Annotated in this window: 23 protein-coding genes; 22 read left to right on the forward strand and 1 reads right to left on the reverse strand. The window is 37.2% G+C overall.

Annotated elements, in window-relative coordinates; genetic code table 11:
• Nucleotides 1–80: 80 nt before the first annotated feature.
• From pgk to BGC7_RS00085, 7 genes are all read left to right on the forward strand, one after another.
• Entirely contained in the window at nucleotides 81–1,343 is a 1,263-nt protein-coding gene (gene pgk / locus BGC7_RS00055; protein ID WP_050699511.1) for a phosphoglycerate kinase, read from the forward strand.
• Nucleotides 1,344–1,696: 353 nt separating this feature from the next.
• Nucleotides 1,697–2,005, forward strand: a complete 309-nt coding sequence (locus BGC7_RS00060; RefSeq protein WP_050699512.1) for a DUF4286 family protein — start codon at nucleotides 1,697–1,699, stop codon at nucleotides 2,003–2,005.
• 5 nt (nucleotides 2,006–2,010) lie between these two features.
• Entirely contained in the window at nucleotides 2,011–2,571 is a 561-nt protein-coding gene (gene ruvC / locus BGC7_RS00065; RefSeq protein ID WP_185112933.1) for a crossover junction endodeoxyribonuclease RuvC, read from the forward strand.
• 9 nt (nucleotides 2,572–2,580) lie between these two features.
• Complete coding sequence (lipB, locus tag BGC7_RS00070) at nucleotides 2,581–3,252, forward strand: lipoyl(octanoyl) transferase LipB (RefSeq protein ID WP_050699514.1); 672 nt, start codon at nucleotides 2,581–2,583, stop codon at nucleotides 3,250–3,252.
• Between the two features lie 102 nt (nucleotides 3,253–3,354).
• Nucleotides 3,355–4,278: a Ppx/GppA phosphatase family protein gene (locus BGC7_RS00075; protein WP_050699515.1), complete on the forward strand. Its 924-nt coding sequence runs from the start codon at nucleotides 3,355–3,357 to the stop codon at nucleotides 4,276–4,278.
• Between the two features lie 123 nt (nucleotides 4,279–4,401).
• The gene (gene ppk1 / locus BGC7_RS00080; protein ID WP_050699516.1) at nucleotides 4,402–6,435 is read left to right on the forward strand and encodes a polyphosphate kinase 1; all 2,034 of its coding nucleotides are present in this window, start codon (nucleotides 4,402–4,404) and stop codon (nucleotides 6,433–6,435) included.
• A gap of 8 nt (nucleotides 6,436–6,443) precedes the next feature.
• Entirely contained in the window at nucleotides 6,444–7,334 is an 891-nt protein-coding gene (locus tag BGC7_RS00085; protein ID WP_050699517.1) for a Ppx/GppA phosphatase family protein, read from the forward strand.
• 4 nt (nucleotides 7,335–7,338) lie between these two features.
• On the opposite strand, the gene BGC7_RS00090 is transcribed toward BGC7_RS00085, so the two are convergent.
• On the reverse strand, nucleotides 7,339–8,031 hold the full coding sequence (locus BGC7_RS00090; RefSeq protein WP_050699518.1) for a DUF4328 domain-containing protein: 693 nt from the start codon (nucleotides 8,029–8,031) through the stop codon (nucleotides 7,339–7,341).
• Nucleotides 8,032–8,262: 231 nt separating this feature from the next.
• On the opposite strand from BGC7_RS00090, the gene BGC7_RS00095 reads away from it, so the two are divergent.
• The 15 genes from BGC7_RS00095 to BGC7_RS00165 all read left to right on the forward strand — a co-directional run bounded on the left by BGC7_RS00095 (nucleotide 8,263) and on the right by BGC7_RS00165 (nucleotide 24,264).
• Nucleotides 8,263–9,255 carry an AAA family ATPase gene (locus BGC7_RS00095; RefSeq protein WP_050699519.1) on the forward strand — a complete coding sequence of 331 codons (993 nt, stop codon included), beginning with the start codon at nucleotides 8,263–8,265 and terminating at the stop codon, nucleotides 9,253–9,255.
• 97 nt (nucleotides 9,256–9,352) lie between these two features.
• Nucleotides 9,353–10,222 (forward strand): DUF58 domain-containing protein, encoded by an 870-nt coding sequence (locus BGC7_RS00100; protein WP_050699520.1) that lies wholly within the window; start codon nucleotides 9,353–9,355, stop codon nucleotides 10,220–10,222.
• Nucleotides 10,223–10,269: 47 nt separating this feature from the next.
• A complete protein-coding gene (locus BGC7_RS00105) occupies nucleotides 10,270–11,331 on the forward strand; it encodes a hypothetical protein (RefSeq protein ID WP_050699521.1) in 1,062 nt (353 codons plus the stop codon).
• A gap of 12 nt (nucleotides 11,332–11,343) precedes the next feature.
• The gene (locus BGC7_RS00110; protein ID WP_050699522.1) at nucleotides 11,344–12,327 is read left to right on the forward strand and encodes a vWA domain-containing protein; all 984 of its coding nucleotides are present in this window, start codon (nucleotides 11,344–11,346) and stop codon (nucleotides 12,325–12,327) included.
• A gap of 12 nt (nucleotides 12,328–12,339) precedes the next feature.
• Nucleotides 12,340–13,368, forward strand: a complete 1,029-nt coding sequence (locus BGC7_RS00115; RefSeq protein ID WP_050699523.1) for a vWA domain-containing protein — start codon at nucleotides 12,340–12,342, stop codon at nucleotides 13,366–13,368.
• Between the two features lie 9 nt (nucleotides 13,369–13,377).
• Nucleotides 13,378–14,166, forward strand: coding sequence for a tetratricopeptide repeat protein (locus BGC7_RS00120; RefSeq protein WP_050699524.1), 789 nt, complete (start codon nucleotides 13,378–13,380; stop codon nucleotides 14,164–14,166).
• The gene (locus BGC7_RS00125; protein ID WP_050699525.1) at nucleotides 14,166–15,032 is read left to right on the forward strand and encodes a BatD family protein; all 867 of its coding nucleotides are present in this window, start codon (nucleotides 14,166–14,168) and stop codon (nucleotides 15,030–15,032) included. The genes BGC7_RS00120 and BGC7_RS00125 overlap by 1 nt, the downstream gene beginning before the upstream one ends.
• 72 nt (nucleotides 15,033–15,104) lie before the next feature.
• On the forward strand, nucleotides 15,105–16,937 hold the full coding sequence (locus BGC7_RS00130; RefSeq protein WP_050699526.1) for a BatD family protein: 1,833 nt from the start codon (nucleotides 15,105–15,107) through the stop codon (nucleotides 16,935–16,937).
• Between the two features lie 9 nt (nucleotides 16,938–16,946).
• A complete protein-coding gene (locus tag BGC7_RS00135) occupies nucleotides 16,947–17,786 on the forward strand; it encodes a tetratricopeptide repeat protein (RefSeq protein WP_050699527.1) in 840 nt (279 codons plus the stop codon).
• A 39-nt stretch (nucleotides 17,787–17,825) separates the two neighbouring features.
• Nucleotides 17,826–18,515: a phosphatase PAP2 family protein gene (locus tag BGC7_RS00140; RefSeq protein ID WP_185112923.1), complete on the forward strand. Its 690-nt coding sequence runs from the start codon at nucleotides 17,826–17,828 to the stop codon at nucleotides 18,513–18,515.
• A gap of 79 nt (nucleotides 18,516–18,594) precedes the next feature.
• Entirely contained in the window at nucleotides 18,595–18,849 is a 255-nt protein-coding gene (locus BGC7_RS00145) for a hypothetical protein (RefSeq protein WP_050699529.1), read from the forward strand.
• Between the two features lie 75 nt (nucleotides 18,850–18,924).
• Entirely contained in the window at nucleotides 18,925–20,046 is a 1,122-nt protein-coding gene (locus BGC7_RS00150) for a universal stress protein (protein ID WP_050699530.1), read from the forward strand.
• Nucleotides 20,047–20,117: 71 nt separating this feature from the next.
• Nucleotides 20,118–20,987 (forward strand): hypothetical protein, encoded by an 870-nt coding sequence (locus tag BGC7_RS00155; protein ID WP_050699531.1) that lies wholly within the window; start codon nucleotides 20,118–20,120, stop codon nucleotides 20,985–20,987.
• Nucleotides 20,988–21,073: 86 nt separating this feature from the next.
• Nucleotides 21,074–23,146: a dipeptidyl-peptidase 3 family protein gene (locus BGC7_RS00160; RefSeq protein WP_050699532.1), complete on the forward strand. Its 2,073-nt coding sequence runs from the start codon at nucleotides 21,074–21,076 to the stop codon at nucleotides 23,144–23,146.
• Between the two features lie 77 nt (nucleotides 23,147–23,223).
• Entirely contained in the window at nucleotides 23,224–24,264 is a 1,041-nt protein-coding gene (locus BGC7_RS00165) for an NAD(P)/FAD-dependent oxidoreductase (RefSeq protein ID WP_050699533.1), read from the forward strand.
• Nucleotides 24,265–24,271: the final 7 nt, after the last annotated feature.

Genomic DNA, 24,271 nt, shown 5'->3' on the forward strand with positions numbered 1-24,271 from the left:
TGCATCGTTTTGAAGAAATAAGTGTGCGATAACAATGGGTTGATAATCAACTATATTAAATATATTAAATTAAAGAGATTATGATTACAATTGACAAATTTAATTTTTCAGGGAAAAAGGTTTTCGTCAGAGTTGACTTCAATGTTCCACTTGATGCTCAGTTCAATATCACAGACGATACCCGTATTCGTGCAGCAATGCCTACTTTGAAAAAAATTATAGCCGATGGAGGTAGCCCTATTATCGCATCTCACTTAGGACGTCCTAAAGGTGTAGAAGATAAGTATTCATTAAAGCATATTCTTGCACACGTTTCTAAACTTCTTGGAGTCGATGTGCAGTTTGCGAACGACTGTGTAGGCGAAGAAGCAGGAGTAAAAGCTGCCGCCCTTCAGCCGGGAGAAGCTTTGTTGTTGGAAAATCTTCGTTTCTATGCTGAAGAGGAAGGAAAACCTCGTGGATTGGCCGAAGATGCCACTGATGAAGAAAAAGCCGCAGCTAAAAAAGCTATAAAAGAAAGCCAAAAAGAATTTACAAAAACATTGGCTTCTTATGCCGACGTTTATGTAAACGATGCTTTTGGTACAGCTCACCGTGCTCATGCTTCTACAGCTCTTATTGCTGATTGTTTTGATGCTGAACATAAAATGTTCGGATACCTGATGCAAAAAGAAATTGATGCAGTAGAGAAAGTTATGAAAGACACTGCTCGTCCTTTCACTGCAATTATTGGTGGAGCTAAGGTTTCTTCCAAAATAGATATTATAGAGAACTTGCTTGATAAGGTTAATAACCTTGTTATAGGTGGTGGTATGGCGTTTACTTTCATCAAAGCAGCGGGCGGTAAGATTGGAAACTCTCTTGTAGAAGATGATAAACTGGATTTGGCAAACGAAATTGTAGCTAAAGCAAAAACAAATGGAGTAAATATAGTTATTGCAAGCGATGCTAAGATTGCAGATGCTTTCAGTAACGATGCCAATGCTCGCTTCGAAGATGCAGATCAAATTCCTGACGGATGGATGGGGCTTGATGTTGGTCCTAAAGGAGAGAAAGAAATTGCAGATGTCCTTATGGCTTCTAAAACTATTCTTTGGAATGGTCCTGTTGGAGTATTCGAATTCGATAACTTTGCTAATGGTACTAAAGTGACTGCAGAAGCTGTTGCTACTGCAACAAAAGCAGGAGCGTTCTCTCTTGTTGGAGGGGGTGACTCTGTTGCTGCTGTAAACAAGTTTGGATTGGCAGACCAAGTGTCTTATGTTTCTACCGGAGGTGGTGCGTTGCTTGAGTTCATAGAAGGAAAAGTTCTTCCTGGAATTAAAGCTATCAGAGGATATTAAGATATTCATACTAGATAAGAAATTAAAGCCTGTGTATATTTTATGCAGGCTTTTTTATTGCATTATTTTAAAGACAATCGGTATTTTATACTCTTTTCTCCTGTTTTTCTAATCATCATTTTCAATTTTAACTAATTCAATTTTAACTAAAACCTGACAAACTTGTACAGTTTTCCTTTATATTTTTATTTTGTACCTTCTATCAGTTGATTTACTCATGTAACATAACCTCAGCTTTTGATTCGTATAAATATATAATTTTTATAGTTTTTGTAAAATGAACCAACTTGTGATTATCTCTGATATAGATAAACTTTTTGTACATTTGTTCTACATTATAATAAGAATATTCAATGATAATATTTAATACAACCTTTCATGTGGAGGATGATATATACGAACAATATATCTCGTATATGAAAGATATATATATTACAGAAGCCGCAAATAGTGGCTTCCTATTCGAACCCCGTTTTTCTCGTATTCATGCTCAGCACGAGAAGGGTGGTACAAGTTTTTCACTACAATTCAGGGTGAAAAATGTAGATACCTTGAATCATTGGTTCGCTGTACAAGGTCAAGAGCTGCACAACAAATTAACCACTCGTTTTGGTAATAAAGCTGTTGGTTTTGTTACGCTAATGGATGAAATAGAATTGTAGGCATGATAGAAAAAGAGCGGATAATATTGGGGATAGATCCTGGTACACAGGTAATGGGATACGGCATTTTGCGTATAGTAAACAATAAGCCAGAACTGATGGCTATGGGAATACTTCAACTAAGTAAATACGACGACCATTATCTCAAACTGCGCCGCATATTTGAACGTATAATCGGGTTGATTGATGAGTTTTTACCCGATGAGTTGGCTATTGAAGCTCCTTTTTTTGGAAAAAATGTGCAAAGTATGCTCAAACTTGGACGTGCTCAGGGCGTAGCTATGGCGGCTGCTTTGTCTCGTGATATTCCAATTTTTGAATATGCTCCGTTAAAAATAAAAATGTCAATTACAGGAAATGGACGTGCTGCAAAAGAACAAGTTGCTTATATGTTACAACATTATCTTAAAATTCCTGACGAGAATATGCTGCCTCAGATGGATGCTACAGATGGATTAGCGGCGGCAGTTTGCCATTTCTTTCAAACGAATAACGTTTCTCAAGATAAGAAATTTACAAGTTGGAAAGATTTTATAAATAAAAATCCGGGAAAAGTAAAAAAATAGGAAGACTTTATGATATATAATGATTTGAATATTATTGAATACGGGAGAGCATGGGAGTATCAACAAGAGTTGTTCGCAAAAGCTCTATCTCTTAAGGATAAAGGGAAGAAGCCTGATAATACTCTATTGTTTTGTGAACATCCCCATACAATAACTATTGGAAAACATGGCGATAATAAAAACTTACTTTTTCAGGAAAGTTATCTCAACGATCGAGGTGTTGTTCTTTTCCAAATAGACCGAGGAGGCGATGTTACATATCATGGACCTGGACAACTTGTGGGGTATCCTATTTTCGATTTAGAATCATTTAATATTGGACTGAGACAATATATTTTTAACGTAGAGGAAATCATAATTCGTTTTTTAGCCTCTTATAATATTCAATCAGAACGACTCGAGGGGGCAGCAGGTGTTTGGATTGATACAAAGATACCTTCGAAAACGAGAAAGATTGCTGCTATCGGAGTTCGTAGTAGCCGTTTTGTTACTATGCATGGATTTGCACTGAATGTAAATACCGATTTATCTTATTTTTCATTGATCAACCCTTGTGGATTTGTCGATAAAGGAGTTACCTCTATCGAGATAGAATTGGGATATAAGTTAGATATGGAAGAAGTGAAGATCAAAATGAAATCACTATTTGAAGAAGTATTTATTGAAACAGTGTCACAATAGCTTATAATTTATAGCCCGTTCTTAAATTTAATTTTTTTGTAGTTTTTATGTAACCGTTTTGTCACCATTGGCTGCTACTTTCGTTTAAAAAAGTAATATAAGATGGATGTCAAACGTATAGGAGCCATTGATGTCGGTTCCAACTCTGTGCGGCTGTTAATAACCGATGTGATTGATTATCACGGAAAGGCTATTTTTAAAAAAGATTCCTTAATTCGTACACCATTAAAACTTGGAGAAGACACCTTTACTCAGGGGTATATTTCGTCACAGAAATGTGAAAAATTAGCTGTGTTAATGCAATCTTATCTGGGATTATTAGAAGTAAATGGAGTTGCTCTATGGAGAGCTTGTGCTACATCGGCTCTCCGAGAAGCAGAAAATTCGGAAGAGATATTATCTACAGTTTTGGAAAAATCCGGAGTTAATATTGAGATAATAGAGAGTAAAGATGAGGCTCGTTTCATCCTTGCCAATAGTATTGATGAATTGCTGGAAGAAAACAGAGCTTATATTTACACTGATGTAGGAGGTGGATGTACCGAGATGGTTATATTTTACCAAAATAAGGAAGTTGCGACAGAAGCTTTTAAATTGGGTACTATTCGTAATCTTACGACAGAAGAGGAAAAGAAAGAATGGTCGAGAATGAGAGATTGGCTGGTAGAGTATAGTTCTCAGTTCTCGAAAGTTTCTTTAGTCGGTTCGGGAGGCAATATCAATAAGTTAGATTCTCTTTTACGTCGCTGCGGTCGTATTCGGCGTGAAGAATTAGTGAGTTTCTCTTATAAATTCAGACAAATGAGTTATGAAGAGCGTCTCTTGAAATATAATATAAACCTTAATAGGGCGGAGGTCATTCTTCCAGCAATAGAGATATACTTGAAAGTGATGAAGCTAGCCCGAGCTTTAGTAATAGAAACGCCTATTATTGGAGTAGCAGATGGGATAATAAAAGATTTGTATCAACAAAACTATGTAAAAGGACAATCAATATCTTCGAAACAGAATCCTCCATCCCTTTAGCTTAGAAGTTTTTGTACATAACCTTGTGAGAATACACAGAAATAATGTTAATTTTAAGGGTTTCTCGGATGAAACAATTCTCCTTCGTAAATGTTATGAAGTATATCACTATATAGATATAAGATGATAAATAATAGAGATTTAAGTTGGCTTGCTTTTAACGAACGAGTACTACAGGAAGCTCAGGATAAGAGTGTTCCTTTACTGCAACGTTTACGCTTTCTTGGTATTTTCTCCAACAATCAGGATGAATTCATTAAAGTAAGGGTTGCTAATATTGTTCGTCTGAGTCAGATGAGGGGAAAGAAACAACCGTTCTTTTCGGGAGGATATTTAGCAAAGGAGTTATTACCTCTTGTAAATACAAAGGTTTACGAAGGTCAAAAAAAATTCAGTAATATATATGCCGAAGTTTTATCCGAAATGGAGACACAAGGCATTTATGTTATAAATGAAAAACAATTAAATAAGAGACAGAAGCAATTTTGTCACGAATACTTTTCTTCAGTTGTAAGCCCTTTGTTGGTTCCGCTTATAATACGGAAAACCACACAATTACCTTTTTTGCGTGATAATGCTATTTATCATGCAGTGAAAATGTATGCAGGAAAACATAGCCAATCGCGTTATGCTATAATTCAGATACCGGTAAGTAGTTCATGTCCGCGGTTTGTTGTTCTTCCGTCTTCGGTTAAAGATCGGAATGAAATTATTTTTTTGGATGATATTATTCGTTTTTGTCTCGATGAGATATTCTTCATGTTCAATTATAAGACAGTTTCCGCCTATACTTTCAAGTTGATGCGTGATGCACAGCTTACATTAGATGATGATATATCTAAAAGTTTGGTAGAAAAGATGGAGGCGGGCCTCGAGGGGCGTTTGCATGGTCAGCCGGTTCGGCTTATATACGACAAGGAAATGCCTCAGGATATGTTGGATATATTAGCTACAAAGCTAAAACTTAAAGATCGGGGTGAATTAGATGCCGGAGGACGTTATCATCTGATGCGCGACCTTATGAAATTTCCTAAAGTCCGTCTCGATTTGGAAAGTCAGATACTTTCTCCATTACATCATCCTGATATTAAGGTGTTTTCGAGTATATTGAAAGTAATAGCTAAAAAAGATATATTACTCAACTATCCATATCATACATTCAATCATTTTATCGACTTCCTGAGAGAAGCTGCCATTGATCCCAAAGTGGAAAGTATTTACATCACTCTTTATCGTACGGCCGAGCGTTCGAAGGTTATTAATACCTTAATAAATGCAGCTAAGAATGGTAAAAAGGTAGTAGTATTATTAGAATTGTTAGCACGGTTCGATGAAGAACAAAATGTTGAATACTCCGAACTCCTTCAGAAAGAAGGGGTAAAAGTAATACATGGAGTAAATGGTTTAAAGGTGCATGGCAAGTTGGTACTGATAGAGCGTAAAGGGAAAGATTTTGTCTATATTGGGACAGGTAACTTTAATGAAAATACCGCCCAGATATATAGCGATTTTGGACTATTTACATCAAATCCTCAAATAGCATCGGATGCAAGGTCGGTATTCGATTTTCTGGTGAATACACATCGTCATTTTACTTGCAAGCAGCTGATGGTCTCCCCATACTATATGCGTGATCAGTTTTACGAACTCATCAAAAAAGAGATCAAGAATGCTCAAAGTGGTAAGAAAGCGTATATATATGCGAAATTTAATAGTTTGACTGATGAGGATATGATTAATATGCTCTATAAAGCAAGTCAGGCGGGGGTAGATATCCGGCTTATTATTCGTGGAGCATGTTGCTTGCAGCCTCAGGTAAAAGGCTTGAGTGAAAATATTAGAGTGATAAGTATTGTAGACCGTTACTTGGAGCATGCCCGACTGGCTATTTTTTATAATAATGGAGAGGAGAAAGTATATGCTTTGAGCGCAGATTGGATGACTCGTAATCTTGACCGGAGAGTTGAAGTTGCAATACCTATCATAGACAATCGTATAAAGCAAAATTTGCTGGATTTTTTTAATATTCAGTGGTCAGACAATGAAAAGGCGAGAGATTTAGCTGAGTTCGGTGAAAATAATTACATAACCAGAGGAGATAATCCTCCATGCCGATCGCAGCTGGAGCTTTATTCCTATTATAAAAACATGAAATAAAATCATATATGGAAACAAGTGTAATTGCAGCTATTGATATAGGCTCCAATGCTATTCGTTTGCTGATTAATAATATTGAAAATACAAAATCTGCACCTGATTTCAAAAAGGCTGCTTTCCTTCGCGTACCTATCCGCTTGGGGGAGGATGTTTTTACGTTGGGACGAATAAGTGAAGAAAAGAAAACTCGGCTTATAGATGCTATGCAGGGATTCTCTCATATAATGAAAGCATATTCGGTAGAGAGCTATAAAGCCTGTGCAACCAGTGCCATGCGTGATGCTGCAAACGGAAAAGAAATTACTGATCTTATACGTAAAGAGAGCGACTTGGATATAGAAATTATTAGTGGGCAAGAAGAAGCTGATATTATCTACGAAGCCGGAGGGTTAGGTAGTCTGATGGATAAAAATCGCAACTATCTTTATGTTGATGTTGGAGGTGGTAGTACCGAGTTGGTTGTGTATAGTAAGGAGCAGAAAATGACTTCCAATTCTTTTCAGATGGGAACTGTACGTATGCTTGTCAATGCAGTGGAAGCTGGTGAGCAGGACAGATTTAAGTCGTGGCTCAAGACAGTGTATAAGAAGTATGCTCCTCTAAATATTATAGCTTCGGGTGGAAATATAAATAAGATTCATAAAATATTGGGTAAGAGAGAAAAGGAATATATAAACTATCCCGAAATGAAAGTTTTATACGATACTTTGCATAGTCAAAGCTACGAAGAACGTATTCAGAACTTTAAATTAAACACCTATCGAGCCGATGTTATTATCCCTGCCCTAAAAATATTTCTTACTGTAGCTAAAACATGTAAGGTGAATGAAATTTATGTTCCTAAAGTTGGGCTTGTAGATGGTATTATTCATCACCTGTATGCTGATAAGCATAAATGATTGTTTAATTTTCTAGTTCGTTCACTCTGTCTTCGACTCCTTCTTGTACTATTTCGTATAGTACCTTTTCTGCTTTAGCGTAATCATTTATTACAATTATGGTTACTATAGCTAAAGGGACTCCTATCAGAGAGCCTATAATCGACATAATCTGACTATCTATCATTTCAGCTATAGTCTCATCTTGTAACGATGTTCTGAAGATTATGTTTCCTGCAATCCCCGCTATAATCCAAAGTGCCCACCATATTGGAAGGTATGTGGTCTTTAGTTGTGGATAAGGTCGATCGGCTTGTTGTTTCAGGTATTTATCTGTTTTTGTGTAGAGCTCATTCATTATCCTGTAAGGAACGAAAAGATTCATTACAGGAACAAACCATGCTCCGGCAGCCCATCCTTCTCCATATGCAATATTGTGAGTCAATGTCTCCAAATTATAATAAGCACGCCTGAACCAGCGAATGAATGTGATTGCAGAAACTATATACATACTTAAGTATAAAAGCCCTACTGCTCCTTCTGTAAAACTACCTGCTAGAGATAAGTTTTCTGAGACGAATTCGCCCTGATCTATCATTGTATAAATTATTAGCTGGAAAACACCTGAAGCAATAGAAAGTCCTTCTATAGCAAGTATTAACCATATAAGAGTAATTGCTGTTTTACTTCTTTGTTCGTTTGGTCTTAATTCGTTCATAGTGTGTTTTTCTACTAGACTAGGTCTGTTGGAGTATAAAGTTATAAAAATAATGTTAAGTATAGCTTTCCCTCTTTTGTTTTATTTATATGAAATGGCTCAATTAGTTCTTTCTGCTTAATTTTTTTTAACTCCTAATAATCGCAAATCAGATTTAACATATCTATTTTTGTCGTGCTTAGTAAATAGGAAAAATCAAATAATAAATATAAACGCTAAATAAACAACAGTATGGCGCAAGTTGATATTCGAGAACTTACAGAAAGGATACAGAGCAAAAGCTCATTTGTAGAGGCACTCACAATGGGAATGGACAGAGTGATTGTGGGACAGAAGCATCTTGTAGAATCGCTCTTGATAGGATTATTAGCTGATGGACATATCTTGCTCGAAGGGGTGCCCGGATTGGCTAAGACATTAGCTATTAAGACTCTAGCGTCATTGATTGATGCGAAATATAGCCGTATTCAGTTTACTCCCGACCTATTACCTGCCGACGTTGTTGGTACAATGATTTATAGCCAGAAAACAGAAGAGTTTCTGGTAAAACATGGGCCGGTATTCTCTAACTTTGTTTTAGCAGATGAAATAAACCGTGCTCCTGCTAAGGTACAAAGTGCACTGTTAGAGGCCATGCAGGAGCGTCAGGTTACTATAGGCGAAAAAACATATAAATTGCCTTCTCCTTTCTTGGTAATGGCAACACAGAATCCGATAGAGCAAGAAGGAACTTATCCGCTTCCCGAAGCACAGGTAGACCGTTTTATGCTCAAAGTAGTTATCAACTACCCTAAAAAAGAAGAAGAAAAGTTGATCCTCAGAAATAACCTGATGGGCGATTACGGGAAATTAGATCCGGTAATGAAAGCTGATGAAATTATCAGTGCCCGCGAGGTTGTCAAAGATGTATATCTGGACGAAAAGATAGAAAAATATATTGTAGACATTGTTTTTGCTACACGTTTCCCGGAAGACAACGGTTTGTCTTCCCTGAAAGGTATGATTGGCTTTGGTGCGTCGCCTCGTGCATCCATCAGTTTGGCTTTAGCATCCCGTGCATATGCTTTCATTAAACGCAGAGGATATGTTATTCCTGAAGATATTCGTGCCGTGTGCCATGATGTTCTACGCCACCGTATCGGACTAACTTACGAAGCTGAGGCTAACAATACTACATCTGATGAAATCATCAGTGAAATACTGAACAAAGTAGAAGTGCCTTAAGGCAATATGCCAATATAATGATATGTCGATAAGCTAATGTAAGAGAAATGTAATTAGCATATTGGCGCATAGAATAATTAGCATATTATTTTTTCTTATGGAAACAAGTGAATTATTAAAGAAAGTACGCCAGATTGAAATAAAGACTCGTGGTTTGTCTGCTAATATATTTGCCGGACAATATCATTCTGCCTTTAAAGGTAGGGGGATGGCATTCTCAGAAGTGCGTGAATATCAGTATGGAGATGATATTCGCGATATTGATTGGAATGTGACAGCCCGCTATAGCAAACCTTTTATTAAAGTGTTTGAGGAAGAGCGGGAACTTACTGTTATGTTGCTTGTCGATGTCTCGGCCAGTCAGGATTTTGGAACAAGGAATACTATTAAGCGAGATGTAGTCACAGAAATTGCTGCTACTCTAGCCTTCTCAGCCATCCAGAATAATGATAAAATAGGTGTAATTTTCTTTTCAGACAAAATTGAAAAATTTATTCCTCCTAAGAAAGGGAAAAAGCATATCCTTTATATTATTCGTGAACTGATAAACTTTCAGGCCGATAGTCCCAAAACAGATATGGGTATGGCTTTAAAATATCTGACTAATGTTATCAAGAAGCGATGTACTACTTTTATGATATCAGACTTTATCGACATCAAAGATTATGATAATGCATTAACGATAGCCAATCGTAAGCATGATATTGTTGCGCTTCAGGTCTATGATAATCTTGAAACACAGCTACCTAATGTTGGCTTGATGAAAGTTGTGGATGCAGAGACAGGTGGTGAGCGCTGGGTCGATACTTCTTCTCGCAAAGTGAGAGAAATATATAAAGACTGGTGGCAGAAGCAACAAGGTAAGATGCAAACCTCTTTCAATAAGAGTAAAGTAGATAGCGTTTCTGTCCGTACCGACGAAGATTATGTAAAAGCTTTGCTGGCATTGTTTAAGAAAAGGAGCTAGTATAAAATATTGATAACTGTTGACTGATAACTGTTAACTGAATAAAGATGTTGAAACAAAAAAATATATTGTTATTTGCTTTACTCTGTTGTCTGGGCTTGTCGCTTAGTGCACAGAAATCTACAGTTAGAGCAACAATACAACCTTCGGATATACTGATAGGAGAGCAAGCAATAATCAATGTCGAAGTTATCTCGCCGAAAGGAAGAGATATTATATTTCCTGTGTATCAGGACACATTGATGAAAGGAATTGAAGTTTTGCAGATGTTGAAACCCGATACTGTGCTTAATGAGGTGATGACCATCAACCAAAAGTATGTTGTTACTTCCTTCGATTCTACATTATATCACATTCCTTATATTGAGGTTATTGATGGAATAGATACTTTGAGAACAAATGATTTTGGCTTGAAAGTGTCAGCGCCCCAATTATCTGATTCTACTCTCGCATATCTGGAAGCTTTGAAAAATAATCAGACCGATTCTATCGATTTCGAGAAGTTACAGATCTCAGATATAAAGGCTATTCAGTCTCCTCCTTTTGTTTGGCAAGACTATCTCGAATATCTGCTTATTCCAATCTTGATTGTATTGGCATTAGCTGTTATTGCCTTGATAGCGTTCCTTATAATGCGAAAGAAGAAGAAAGGGTATTATTTTACACCGAAGATTATTCTCCCTCCACACGTTGTGGCTTTAGAGGGGCTTGATAAACTGAAAGCCTCCAAAATGTGGCAAAAAGGTCAGGAAAAAGAATACTATACCGAATTGACAGATATTTTACGTCAATATATCGACGGACGTTTTAATATTGATGCTCCTGAAATGATTTCAGAAGATATCATCGCTACCGTTCACTTGGCGACAGATACAAAATCTGCTACAGATGGGCTTGCTCAGATATTGAAACTAGCCGATTTGGTGAAATTTGCTAAATATACACCATTTGCCGATGAGAATGATTTAAGTCTTGTAAATGCTTATCTGTTTATCAATCAGACTAAGCAGGAAGAACGCCCTACAATAGAAGAACAGAAAGAAGGAGCATCTGATAATAGTAGTTTGCCGAATCAGACTAAAAGTACTAATGAACAATCTAAAAGCTAAAAGATAGAGACAATGGAATATGCTAATCCTAAATATTTGTTCTTACTCCTGCTATTTATACCATTAATTGCGTGGTATATAATCAAGCTGAGGAAGATGCAGGCAACGTTCAAGCTGTCTTCGGGTTTTGCTTTAGATAAAGCACCTGCCACATTCAGAGTGTATCTGCGCCATTTCCCATTTCTACTACGGCTGATTGCTATAGCTCTGATTATAATTGTGCTGGCACGGCCACAGAGTGTCAACTCTTCGGATGTTTCCAACTCTGAGGGGATAGATATTGTGATGGCTCTCGATATATCTAGTACGATGTTGGCACAAGACTTTTCTCCTACACGCCTCGATGCAGCTAAAAAAGTAGCCGCTGAATTTATTAACGATAGAAAAAATGACAAAATAGGCCTGGTCATATTTGGACGGGAAAGTTTTACGCAATGTCCATTAACCACCGACCATCGGGTATTGTTGAATCTTCTTAACGAAGTAAAATTCGGAATGGTAGAGGATGGTACTGCTATAGGGCTCGGATTAGCTAATGCCGTAAATCGGTTGAAAGATAGTAAATCGAAGTCCCGGGTTGTTATACTGCTAACCGACGGATCGAATAATGCCGGGCAGATAGCACCTCTTACGGCAGCCGAACTGGCAGCATCTTATGGTATTCGTGTATATACCATCGGGGTAGGATCGAGAGGTAATTCTGTTGCCAGTATAATGACTCCGTATGGAATGCAAACGATGAATGTCTCCGGCGAGTTTGACGAAAGGACGCTAACTGAAATTGCTTCTGTGACCAATGGTAGTTACTTTAGAGCTACAGACAATACCAGCCTCAAAGAGATTTATGATGATATTAATGAGATGGAGAAATATCATATAAGTGTGAATACAGTAACAAAGCGCAAAGAACTTTATATGCCGTTTGCACTTATTGCCCTAGCCCTAGTTGGGTTCGAGCTCATTCTTCGTCGTACTTGGTTAAGAAACATTCCATAAGAAAAAGATATAATGAGTGTATTTAGATTTGCAAATCCTGAATTTCTATATTTGTTTTTTTGTATTCCTGTTTTTATAATAGGATTCATCTTTCTGAATATAAGAAAGCGTAAAAGTGTAGAAAAGTTAGGAACTTTGGCTTTGGTGAAAAAAATGATGCCTGAGCTATCTTTGAAGCGTTCCTATCTTAAGTTTTGGCTTACAATGGTTGCTATAGGTTTTGGTATTATTATTATTGCCCGTCCTCAGTTTGGAACCAAAGTGGAAAAGATGGATAAGAAAGGTATCGAGCTTGTTATAGCTATAGATGTATCTAATTCGATGCTGGCCGAAGATATAAAGCCAAGCAGATTGACCAAAGCTAAACAAATACTGACCCGCATTATTGACGAACGCAAAAACGATAAAGTTGCTATTGTTGTATTTGCAGGAGAGGCTTTTATTCAGTTGCCCCTAACGCCGGATACTCAATCAGCAAAACTGTTTCTTGAAACTATCGATCCTAGTATTGTTCCCGTTCAGGGTACAGCTATTGGCAGTGCTATTGATATAGGTATGACTTGTTTCTCCAATGATGAGGATATAGACAGAGCTATTGTTCTTATTACCGATGGGGAAGGACACGAAGGCAATGCAGAAGAAGCAGCCAAAAATGCTGCTGACAAAGGAGTCCATGTCAATGTCGTTGGTATAGGTACTACGCAGGGTGCAATGATACCTGTTGCCGAGGGATCGAGCAATATGAAGCGTGATACAGGAGGACAACCTGTTGTGACAAAGCTCAATGAGGAGATGTGTCGTCAGATAGCAAAAGCAGGTAAAGGTTTGTATGCACATGCCGACAACTCGAATAGTGCATTGAAAGCTTTACAAAGCGAACTCGAAAAATTACAGAAAAAAGAAATAGATGGTATTGCCTATTCTGAGTATGACGAAAAATTTCAGATATTTGCTTGGGTAATGCTTGTTATTCTTTTGTTGGAAATATGTGTTTTTGATAAGAAGAACAGGATATTCAGAAATATAAGGCTGTTTAAATAAGCATAAAGGATGAAGAAGATAGGGTTTATTATATTTTTTGCGACTATTGCTGTTAGCTTGTTTGCCCAAAAGGAGGCAAGAAAAGCTGTAAGGGCAGGTAACAATGCCTATAACGAACAGAGATATGGAGGAGCACAGGCCGAATACGAAAAAGCTTTGACGGCTGATGCAGCCTCGAAAGAAGCTTCATACAATCTGGCCAATACATTGTATAAGCAACAGCGCTGGGATGATGCTCTTAAAGAATATCAACATTATCTTACATTGGAAAATCAAAATCCGACGAAAATGAGTGCCGCATGGAGCAATATGGGAAATACATTCTTGAAGAAAAAAGCAAACGAAAAAGGACAGGCTGGAGCAATGCAAGGACAGCAACCTCAAGGAGGAGGGCAACAACAGCAGGCCGACAATCTGAAACAGTCGATGGAGGCGTATAAAAATGCATTACGTTTGAATCCTCAGGATAATGAAACCCGTTACAATCTGGCTGTGGTGCAAAAAATGATAAAAGATAAGGAGGATCAGAACAAAGACCAGAATCAGAATAAGGATCAAAAACAGGATCAGAAGCAAGACCAAAATAAAGATCAGAACAAGGATCAAAAGCAAGATCCTAAGCAAAATAAACAAGACCAAAAGCAAGATCAGAATCAGATGTCGCAAGACAATATACAGCAGATCTTGCAAGCTATAGAACAAGACGAAAAAGAAACTCAAGAACGAGTAAAACAAGCTAAGGCTCAAGAACGGAAGCAAAAAAATCAAGATAATAGAAAACAAAATAAAGACTGGTGATGATGCGGAAAATGTATTATAATGATGTTGTTCTACGGATATCACTTATAATTGCTTTTTTATCAGTTTCATTATTTGCTGTTTATAGTCAGGAGCAAGAAACAAAAGTCAGAATAATAATAAAAGCACCCGAAGAGATATTGGTTGGTGAACAATTTAGGGTCGACTATATAATAGAGGGAGATACCCAAGTGCAGGAAACTATTATGTTTAAGAATATGAATGGTTTCAAAATACTGCATGGTCCATCAGTTTCTACGTCTTCGTCTGTTCGTTTTAGTCAGGGGAGACGTTTGACAACATACCGTACGACATCTACTTACTATCTCGAAGCTCAAAAGGAAGGAGCATACCCTCTACCTAGAGCTGAGATAAAAGTAGAAGGACGGAAATACAGATCGGATATCTCTAAAATAAGAGTTATCTCTCCGAAAGAGAAAGCGGAGGAGGTCGACGCATTTGTAAAAACAATTATTTCCAAGCCTCGTGTAAATGTTTCAGATACATTGACTCTTACATACCGGCTGTATACTACAAAAGAAATAAGGCGAATAATCAGTTCCGACTTCCCTACTATCAGCAGCTTTTATTCTACTAATATAACCCGTTCCCGTCAAACGTTTTCAGAAGAAAAAATTAATGGGAGAGTATATAAAGTGGTAGATATTCGTGTTCTTATTCTTCAGCCGCAGAGAGTCGGGCAATTTGTTATTCCCGAAGGACAGATTGTATTGGAGTATTCAACTCCTACCGGGCGTCGTGTAAGAGATATTTGGGGCGATGTGTATGATGAAGCTATAAGAAGTGATAAAACTCTGAAGATAGACTCTGTAAAAATAGCAGTTCAGAACTTGCAGATAATATAAAGTTGCTATTTTTGCGTCTGATTAGATAAAACTAACAATGGTGAAAGAAATATATAAAATTATATTAGGGTAATGAAAAAGTATTGGTTTTTATTGATATTATTACTCATAAGTGTTCCTAAGATATTTGCCGATGATGTAACCTTTGTTATCAGTGCTCCGGGAAGTACTGTTAAGGGTGCTCAAATACAGCTTCAATATGTATTAAAAGGGGGACAGGGGCAGAATATTCAGGTGCCAAGTGATATCAAAGGATTTGATGTCCTCTATGGCCCATCAGTGTCTCAGATGTATAGTTCTTCCAATATAAACGGAAAGGTTACCTCTGAGAGTAACACAACTTATACTTATTTGCTTATGGCAAAAGAAGAGGGAACCTTTACCTTACCGGCAGCCAGTATAAAGGTGGGAGGGAGTAATTATAAGTCAAACACAACTCAAATTAAAGTTTTGCCTCCCGACAAAAACGCGCAGCCTCAACAAGCAGGCAGACAGCCTCAGGCCACTACCTCTACTTCTACAGCAGCCAGTGTGAGTTCCTCTGATATTTTTGTAAGAATCATTTTATCTAAGTCGAGAGTAAAAGAGCAGGAGGCGGTTACAGCTACTTTTCGTTTATATTCCACTTTGGATATTATGTATTTTTCTGATGCCAAATTTCCTGAATTTGAAGGGTTTATGACAGAGGAATTTGAGATCTCACGCAACCAGCAGATTGGGATGGAGCATTATCAAGGGCGAAATTATTATACAGTCGATTTCAAAAAAACACTTCTTTTCCCTCAGCGATCGGGTAAAATTACAATACCTAGCGGAACGGTAGAAGCTGTAATTCGTGTTCCTTCCGGGAAAAAGGTACAGACATTCTTTGGTCCTCAGGAAGTGATGACAGAAACTAAAAAGGTAATGAGAACTAATCCACTGACTTTGGATGTGTCTCCTCTTCCTGTTCAGAATAAACCACTCAATTTCTCAGGAGCTGTTGGTAATTTTGCGTTTACTCCGACCATATCTTCACAGAAGATGAAGGCGAACGATGCTGTTACCATAAAGTTGGATATTACAGGAACAGGAAATCTGAAGCTGATAAAAAATCCGGAAATAAAATTCCCGAAAGATATTGAAACCTACGATCCTCAGGTGAAGAATAACTTTAAACTGACAGAAAACGGTCTGGCAGGAACTAAGTCTATTGAATATATGTTCATACCTCGCTATCCGGGTAATTTTACAATACCGGCCATAGAATTTTCATATTTCGATACTAAATCAAATTCGTATAAGACTTTATCATCCCCTTCTTATACCCTGGATGTGGATAAAGACCCCAATGCCGGAAAAAACGTATCGACCAGTTATTCGAACCAAAAAGAGTTGGAAGTAGATCAGGATATTCGTTATCTAAAGACAGGTGAGTTCTCATTCAAGAAATCACAGGACTTTATAGCAGGCTCTGCTTCTTACTTGTTATGGTATATTATTCCGACTGTTCTCTTCGCTACGTTTTTTATAATCTACAGAAAACAGATACGTGCCAATGCAGATATTGCTATGATGCGTACCAAGAAAGCGAATAAGGTGGCAACGAAACGCTTGAAACTGGCTAAACAATATTTGCAGACAGGTAAGCAGGATAATTTCTACGAGGAAATATTACGTGCTGTGTGGGGCTATTTAAGTGATAAATTGACTATACCTGTGGCCGATCTGAACAGAGAGAATATAGAAGCCGAACTTTTGAAATATGGGGTAGGAGCCGATCTGATAGCTCAGTTTATCGGAGTTCTTGATACTGGCGAGTTTGCTCGTTACGCGCCTTCTCAGTCGGCAGATATGAATAATCTGTACAACGAGACGGTAGATGCTATCGGAAAAATGGAAAGTACAATTAAAATAATAAAATAAGGTTGTCTAATGAAACGGTTTGTATTATTCACTTTCTTCATATTGTTTTGTTTTGCAGTTGTCAATGCACAAGACTCTATTCCCCAATCGAATGTAAATGATTCGATAAAAGCTATTGTAGACAAGCATAATACTGAGGGAGAAATGACCGGAGTAAACGGTCTAGCAACTACAGCGTATAATGAAGGTAAGTTTCATGAAGCTATAGCCATTCTTGAAAAGACAGGAAAAGAAGAATTAGCGAAAGGTAATGAATCTGCGGATTTATATTATAATCTTGGAAATGCATATTTTAGAATCAACGATTTGGCTAATGCCCGCTTAAACTACGAACGAGCTCTTCTTCTGGCTCCAGGAGATAAAGATATTAAGCATAATATAGATTATCTGTTGACTAAGGTAGAGGATAAGATTCTGGTTGCTGATACCTTCTTTCTTAATATTTGGTTTAGAGTAGTTCAGAATATTTTGAGTTCCGATGGCTGGGCTGTTTTGGCTATAGCCTCGTTCCTTGTATTTATAGCAGGTTTAGTCTTTTTCTTCTTTAGCAAAAGTATTGTTGTCAAAAAAGGTGCTTTCTATGTAGGCTTGGTTTCATTAGTAATTGTTATATTCGCAAATATATTTGTATTTAAGCAGAAAAATAAAATAGAACATAGAGATACAGCTGTTATAATGGTCGGTTCGGTTCCAGCGTTGAGCTCTCCCGATATTAATAGTAAAGAGCTTTTTATTTTACATTCCGGTACCAAAGTTTCAGTGACAAAAGAAGATCGTAACTGGTTTGAGATAGAAATTGATAATGGCAGTGTAGGATGGATTTCACGAGACAAACTTGAAATAATATAAAGTTAGCAATGTTCGTATCTCCCTTAAATAAAACATAACGTGGTAGAAAAAATCCTACCCTACGAAAGAGGGTTATTCCTTTGGCTGAATGAGCATCATACCGATTATTGGGATGTCTTTATGTGGCTATATAGCGATAAGCACACTTGGTTGCCTTTAGCAGTAGCAGCGCTTATTATATTCGTGTTCAAAGTTAAATGGAAAGAGGCTCTACTATTGATTATATGTGCGACTTTGGTTGGTGTAATGTGTGATTATGTATCAGCCAATCTTATCAAACCTTTTTTCGAGCGTTTAAGACCAACCCACCATCCTGATTTCTCTGCTTTTGTCGAAACTGTGAGAGGTTATAGAGGAGGCCGTTATGGCTTTATTTCTAATCATGCAGCAAATGGATTTGGTATTGTTGTATTTACATCTCTATTATTCCGATATAGGTATTTTACTCTTACTATGTTTTTGTGGGCAACAATGACTGCATATTCACGAGTGTATTTAGGAGTGCATTTTATTTCAGATGTTGTAGGGGGTGCGATGTGGGGCGGTCTAATAGGTGTTCTGGTCTATTATATTTATTTAACCTCTCGTCAATATATCCTCAAGGTTCCCAAGGAAGAACTGAAACAGCCTGTCTTTTCAAAGAACAGAGCTTATGTTCTTATGGTGACAATAGCTCTTACCATAATTTATATTGCAATATATAGTGCTTTATTTGATATTCCTTATTGAAAGCCATTGTTTTTCAAAAAAGAATTTTATAACTTTAGAACATATTCCTAATCAATGTACCATTTAAAACTTAGAGAGTATGACTAAAGTTATTTCATTTTCAGAGCTTCGCAAAATAAAAGACAACTTGCCAGACGGAAGTGTACATAAAATTGCCGAAACGCTACAAGTTCCGGTAGAAACTGTTTGGAACTATTTCGGTGGTCATAGTTATGAAAAGGGTCAGAGTTGTGGTGTACATATAGAACCCGGCCCCGATGGTGGATTTGTCTCGTTAGATGACACTACTATTTTAGATATGGCTTTAGAACTCATCGAGGTAAAAGAAGTCTAATGAAAAAAATAGGGAGATGAATACGTAAGTATTCATCTCTTTTACAATTGAGTAATAGTAATAGAAAATACAATGATGGAGGATAAATTTGTAACCCTTGCTATTCATACCGACGAAAAGGCTCAAATACTGAAGGGGGTATTGGAAGGAGAAAACATAGAAGTGCACATTGATGGTGTCGATATAGATAATCCGAAGATTTCGTCAGGAGTTCGTATTCGTATAAAAGAATCGGATCTGCCTAAAGCTTTAAGTGTTGTAGAAAGTCGCCATCTGTTTAGTTATGATGAAGAGGAAACCTATAGGACGGATGACGGGCGCAGTCGCGTACTTATTCCTGTCGACTTTTCCGACTATTCGTTGAAGGCATGTCGTATTGCTTTTAATTTGGCAAAAGAGCTTAATGCAAAGGTGAAGATATTACATGTTTACTTCAACCCTTATTATCCTACAGCTCTGCCTATGGCCGAGGCTTTTGCTTATCAGGGAAAAGAGGAGAAAGAATTTCAGAATGTAATAGAGAAAGTCAAGGAAAATATCCAACGGCTTTGTAATACAATAGATAAGAAGGTTTCTGAGGGTGAATTCCCTTTGGTAAACTATTCTTATGTGCTACGGGAAGGATTACCCGAAGAGGAGATTGTTACGTTTACAAAAGAATATAAGCCGGCTGTTATAGTAATGGGAACCAGAGGTAAGGATCAGAAAGATGCAGACCTTATAGGTAGTGTTACTGCGGAGGTTATAGAAATGACACATGTTCCTCTGATTGCTATTCCGGAAAACACACCTTTTACTGATCTGAAGCAAGTGAAACATATTGCTTTTCTTACCAACTTCAGTCAACGAGATCTTGTCTCATTCGAATTGTTAGCTCAATTACTGAGGCCATACCATGATATTCGTATCTCTTTGACCCATATTTCCGTGAAAAAAGGAGATCAATGGGATGAGATAAAATTGGAAGGAATCAAAGCTTATTTCTCAAAGCAGTATCCAAATCTCAATTTAGATTACAAGCTTATTGATACGAGCGATATGCTAAAAAGCCTGGATGAGTATATAAAAAATGAGAAGATTCAGATATTGGCTCTGACTACAAGCAAACGTAATATTTTTGCTCGTATGTTCAGTCCTAGCATTTCCCGCAAAATGTTGTTTCACTCAGATACACCTCTGTTAGTTTTACGAGGCTGAAAAAATGACACAATTGATATATTTAAAAGTCTATTCATTATCTTTGAAATAAATGAATAGGCTTTTTTATAATGATCAAATACTTTTCTTTTATACTTTTGTTTTTGTATTCAACATGGCTTTGTGCTACAGTGCAAGCGGATACTCTGCCAGTAAAGATTCCTGAAGGAGCCGTTCCCGTCAAAAGCTTTAAGAACAATATTATATTCCAAGCTCGCATAAATGATTCTATTCCTATAAAAGCCTTATTCGATATTGGAGCGTGGGGGCTTGCTGTTCCTGAGAAATGGAGAAAAAATAAAGACAAACCAGAAAAATATGAGCAAATCCGTCTGGAGGTAGGTTCGTGGACTAAAACAATGTTTGCTACTTTTCTATTGGCAGATAGTCAGTTCCTTAATTGGTATGGAGATGACTGTGTCCTTCTCGGATGGGATTTTTTTAATAGAAGGATAATTGAAGTGTCTTATAACTACCATTATGTAAAAGAGCTTACCCGTAGAGAATTAAATGAAATTTCAGGTTATGATGTTTTAAAGATAGAAAATAGGGGAAGGCGGCTTTTAGTGGATGGTGAAGTTATTATAGATGGTCAGAAGATTGCTGGCAAATATTGGCTCGATACAGGTCTTAATGGTACAATGTTCCTTGCACAAAATATTTTATCAAAATATGGCTTGAATGCAAAGCTTGTGAAATCGGGAAAGGCGAAGAATTTAGATTCTGATAAATCAAAAATAAATCTCATAATGGCCGATACTATTCGAGTTGGTAATAGTATCCTTACAAGAAAAGATATTATTTTTTCTAATTCAGAATGGTTTGTGTTTAAAGAAAATAATATTTATGTAGGACTTATCGGTAATCAGTTTTTTAAGAACTTTTCTGTTATTTTCGATTTCCAAGAAAATAATTTGTACCTCAAGCCCATCGAAAACTGATTCTTCTTTTTATATTTATCATAGGTTGTGTATCTTTACAATATTGAAATTCCTTGCAAAAACACATAGAATAAAGAATTTTTAGAATGAAAAAAACAGTATTAATCGCTATGACTGGATTATCCATGATGTTTGCGGGTTGTGGAGGAGGACAAAAGAATACTTCGACACAAAGTGACCCGGATATTGTTCCCACCGATTTTAAATATGAAGTCGACGAATTTGCAGACTTGCAGATATTACGTTACTATGTTCCCGGATTTAAAAATCTCACATTGGAGCAAAAGGAATTAGTATACTATCTTTCTATGGCAGCCATAGAAGGACGAGATATCCTTTTTGATCAGAATAATCGCTACAATCTGGCTATTCGCCGTACATTAGAGGCTATTTATGAGAACTATAAAGGAGATAAAAATACTCAGGACTATAAAGCGTTTGAAGTATATCTGAAACGAGTTTGGTTTTCTAATGGTATCCATCATCATTACGGAGAAGAAAAGTTCTTGCCTGCTTTCTCCCAATCGTTCTTTGCCGAACAAGTTAAGGCTCTGCCTGTAGAAGCTGTTCCTGTAAAAGACGGGCAGCCGGTAGATGAGTTTATCAAAATGATATCTCCTGTCATGTTCGATGCTAAAGTAATGGCAAAGAAAGTCAATCAATCGGGAGGAGACCTAATTGTGTCTTCTGCTAATAACTATTATGGCGAAGGTGTTACCCAGAAAGATGTTCAGGCTTTCTATGGTACAATGAAAGATACTACCGATCTTACACCTGTCTCTTACGGATTGAATAGCCGACTGGTTAAGGAAAACGGAGAGCTTAAAGAAAAGGTGTGGAAAATTGGCGGTTTATATACCAAAGCCATAGAAAGAATTATTTCATGGCTCGAAAAGGCAGAGGCTGTTGCCGAAAACGACAAACAAAAAGCTGTGATTTCGAAGCTGATCTCATATTATAAGTCAGGTGACCTGAAGGAGTTTGATAATTACGCTATTGCATGGGTAGAAGACCTCAACTCTCAGGTAGACTTTGTAAATGGATTTACCGAAGTTTATGGCGATCCGTTAGGTATCAAGGCTAGTTGGGAGTCTATTGTTAACTTCAAGAATGTAGAAGCAACCAAGCGTACCGAAATAATCAGCACCAATGCCCAATGGTTCGAAGACCATTCGCCGGTAGACAGTAGATTCAAGAAAGAAAAAGTAAAAGGTGTTTCTGCCAAGGTAATTACTGCGGCTCAGCTTGGAGGAGATTGCTATCCGGCAACACCCATCGGAGTAAATCTTCCTAATGCCGACTGGATACGTAAAGATCATGGATCGAAGTCTGTTACTATCGAAAATATAATGGAAGCCTACGATGCAGCAGGAGCACATACTGGATTTAACGACGAATTTATCTGGTCTCCTACCGAAATAAGTTCTATGAAAGAATATGGTTTTATCACGGACGTACTTCATACCGATTTACACGAGTGTCTGGGGCATGGTTCGGGAAAACTCTTGCCCGAAGTAGATCCTAATGCATTAGGAGAGTTTAGCTCTACTATCGAAGAAACGCGTGCCGACCTGTTTGGCCTTTACTTCCTTGCAGATGCTAAACTTGTAGAATTGGGTATAATACCAAACGCTGAGGCATATAAGGCTGAATATTATAAATTTATGATGAATGGTCTTATGACTCAATTGGTAAGAATAGAAGCCGGTAAGAATATTGAAGAATCGCATATGCGCAATCGTCAACTTATTGCGAAATGGGTATATGAGAAAGGCAAGGCGGATAATGTGGTCGAATATAAAGTACGTGGCGGAAAGACTTATGTTGTAATAAATGACTATGCTAAACTTCGGACTTTGTTTGGCAACTTGTTAGCAGAAATACAGAGGGTGAAATCGGAAGGAGACTTCAAAACAGCAAAAGCACTCGTTATGGATTATGCGGTGAAGGTTGATCCTAAATTGCATAAAGAAGTATTGGAGCGTTACAAATCATTGAACATGAAGCCATATAAAGGGTTTGTGAATCCTGTATTCACTCTTGTTCAGGATAAAGACGGTAAAATTTTAGATGTGACTATTTCATATTCGGAAGGCTATGCAGACCAAATGATGAGATACTCTAAGGAATTTTCTGTATTGCCTACTTACAATGATTAAGGTTAATTAAAAATAAATATAAACGGGATATCTTAAGGGGTATTCCGTTTTATGTTGTGTGTTAGATATTGTACCAAATGGAAAAAACGCATCTTGAAATTATAGTTGTAGGAGCAGGGCCTGCCGGGGTAACCTGTAGTTCTTTATTACAAAGAAGTGGGAAAGAATGCTTACTTATAGATAAAGCGGAGTTCCCACGGAATAAAGTTTGTGGTGGTGGTTTGACTCCCAAAGCTCATATTTTATTAAGTCGTATTTATCCCACATTGAAGTATGACTATTATAAGGTAAATTCGATATACACCTATTTCAATCGTAAATATATCTGTAACTTTTCTCTCGATACAGAAATAAGAACTGTAGTCAGACAAGATTTCGATCATCTGTTGTTAAAAGAATATAAGCAATTAGGCGGATTATTTCTTACTGATAAATTATTGAAAGTAGAAGAAAAGGATAAGAAGGTTGTTGTTGTATTGAAATCGGGAAGAGTATTGTCTTGTAACTATCTGATTGGGGCCGATGGTGCTAATAGTATTGTCCGTAAGTGCTTACAGCCTGGTTTTAGTAGTGGACAAGTTTGGATGGAAAAGACATCTATTGATAAGTCGCAAGACAAAATGATTGTACATTTCGATAAGCGTATTCCCGAAGGATATTCGTATGTTTTTCCAAATACGAGAGGGCATATAGTTGGTTATGGAGAGAAACATTCGGGACATGAGAAATTCGGACAACTGCTGAAAGAACAGGGTTTGGAAGGCTCAGAGAAGACTAAAGGAGCGTATATCCCTATGTTTGATAAGTTGGATTATCCGTTTCGTGAAAGTATTATATTGATAGGAGATGCTGGAGGCTATGCTGATTCTATGACCGGAGAAGGCTTGTATTATGCTCTTCGAAGTGGCGAAAATGCGGCTTTGGCTATTCTTTCAGGGCAGGACTTCAAAGTTCAGAATAGTGATATAATTACCCTCATAAATAAACGGAGAAGAATGGCGCGTTTGTTCTATTGGTATCCGATTAATAAACTGTTTATGTATATGTGTACAAGGCCGTTCCTATTTTCTCGTATCAATAAGCGGGTTAATAAGGAACTTACACCAAAGTGTGAGTGATAATGAT

Source organism: Dysgonomonas sp. BGC7, assembly GCF_001261735.1.
Lineage (GTDB): Bacteria > Bacteroidota > Bacteroidia > Bacteroidales > Dysgonomonadaceae > Dysgonomonas.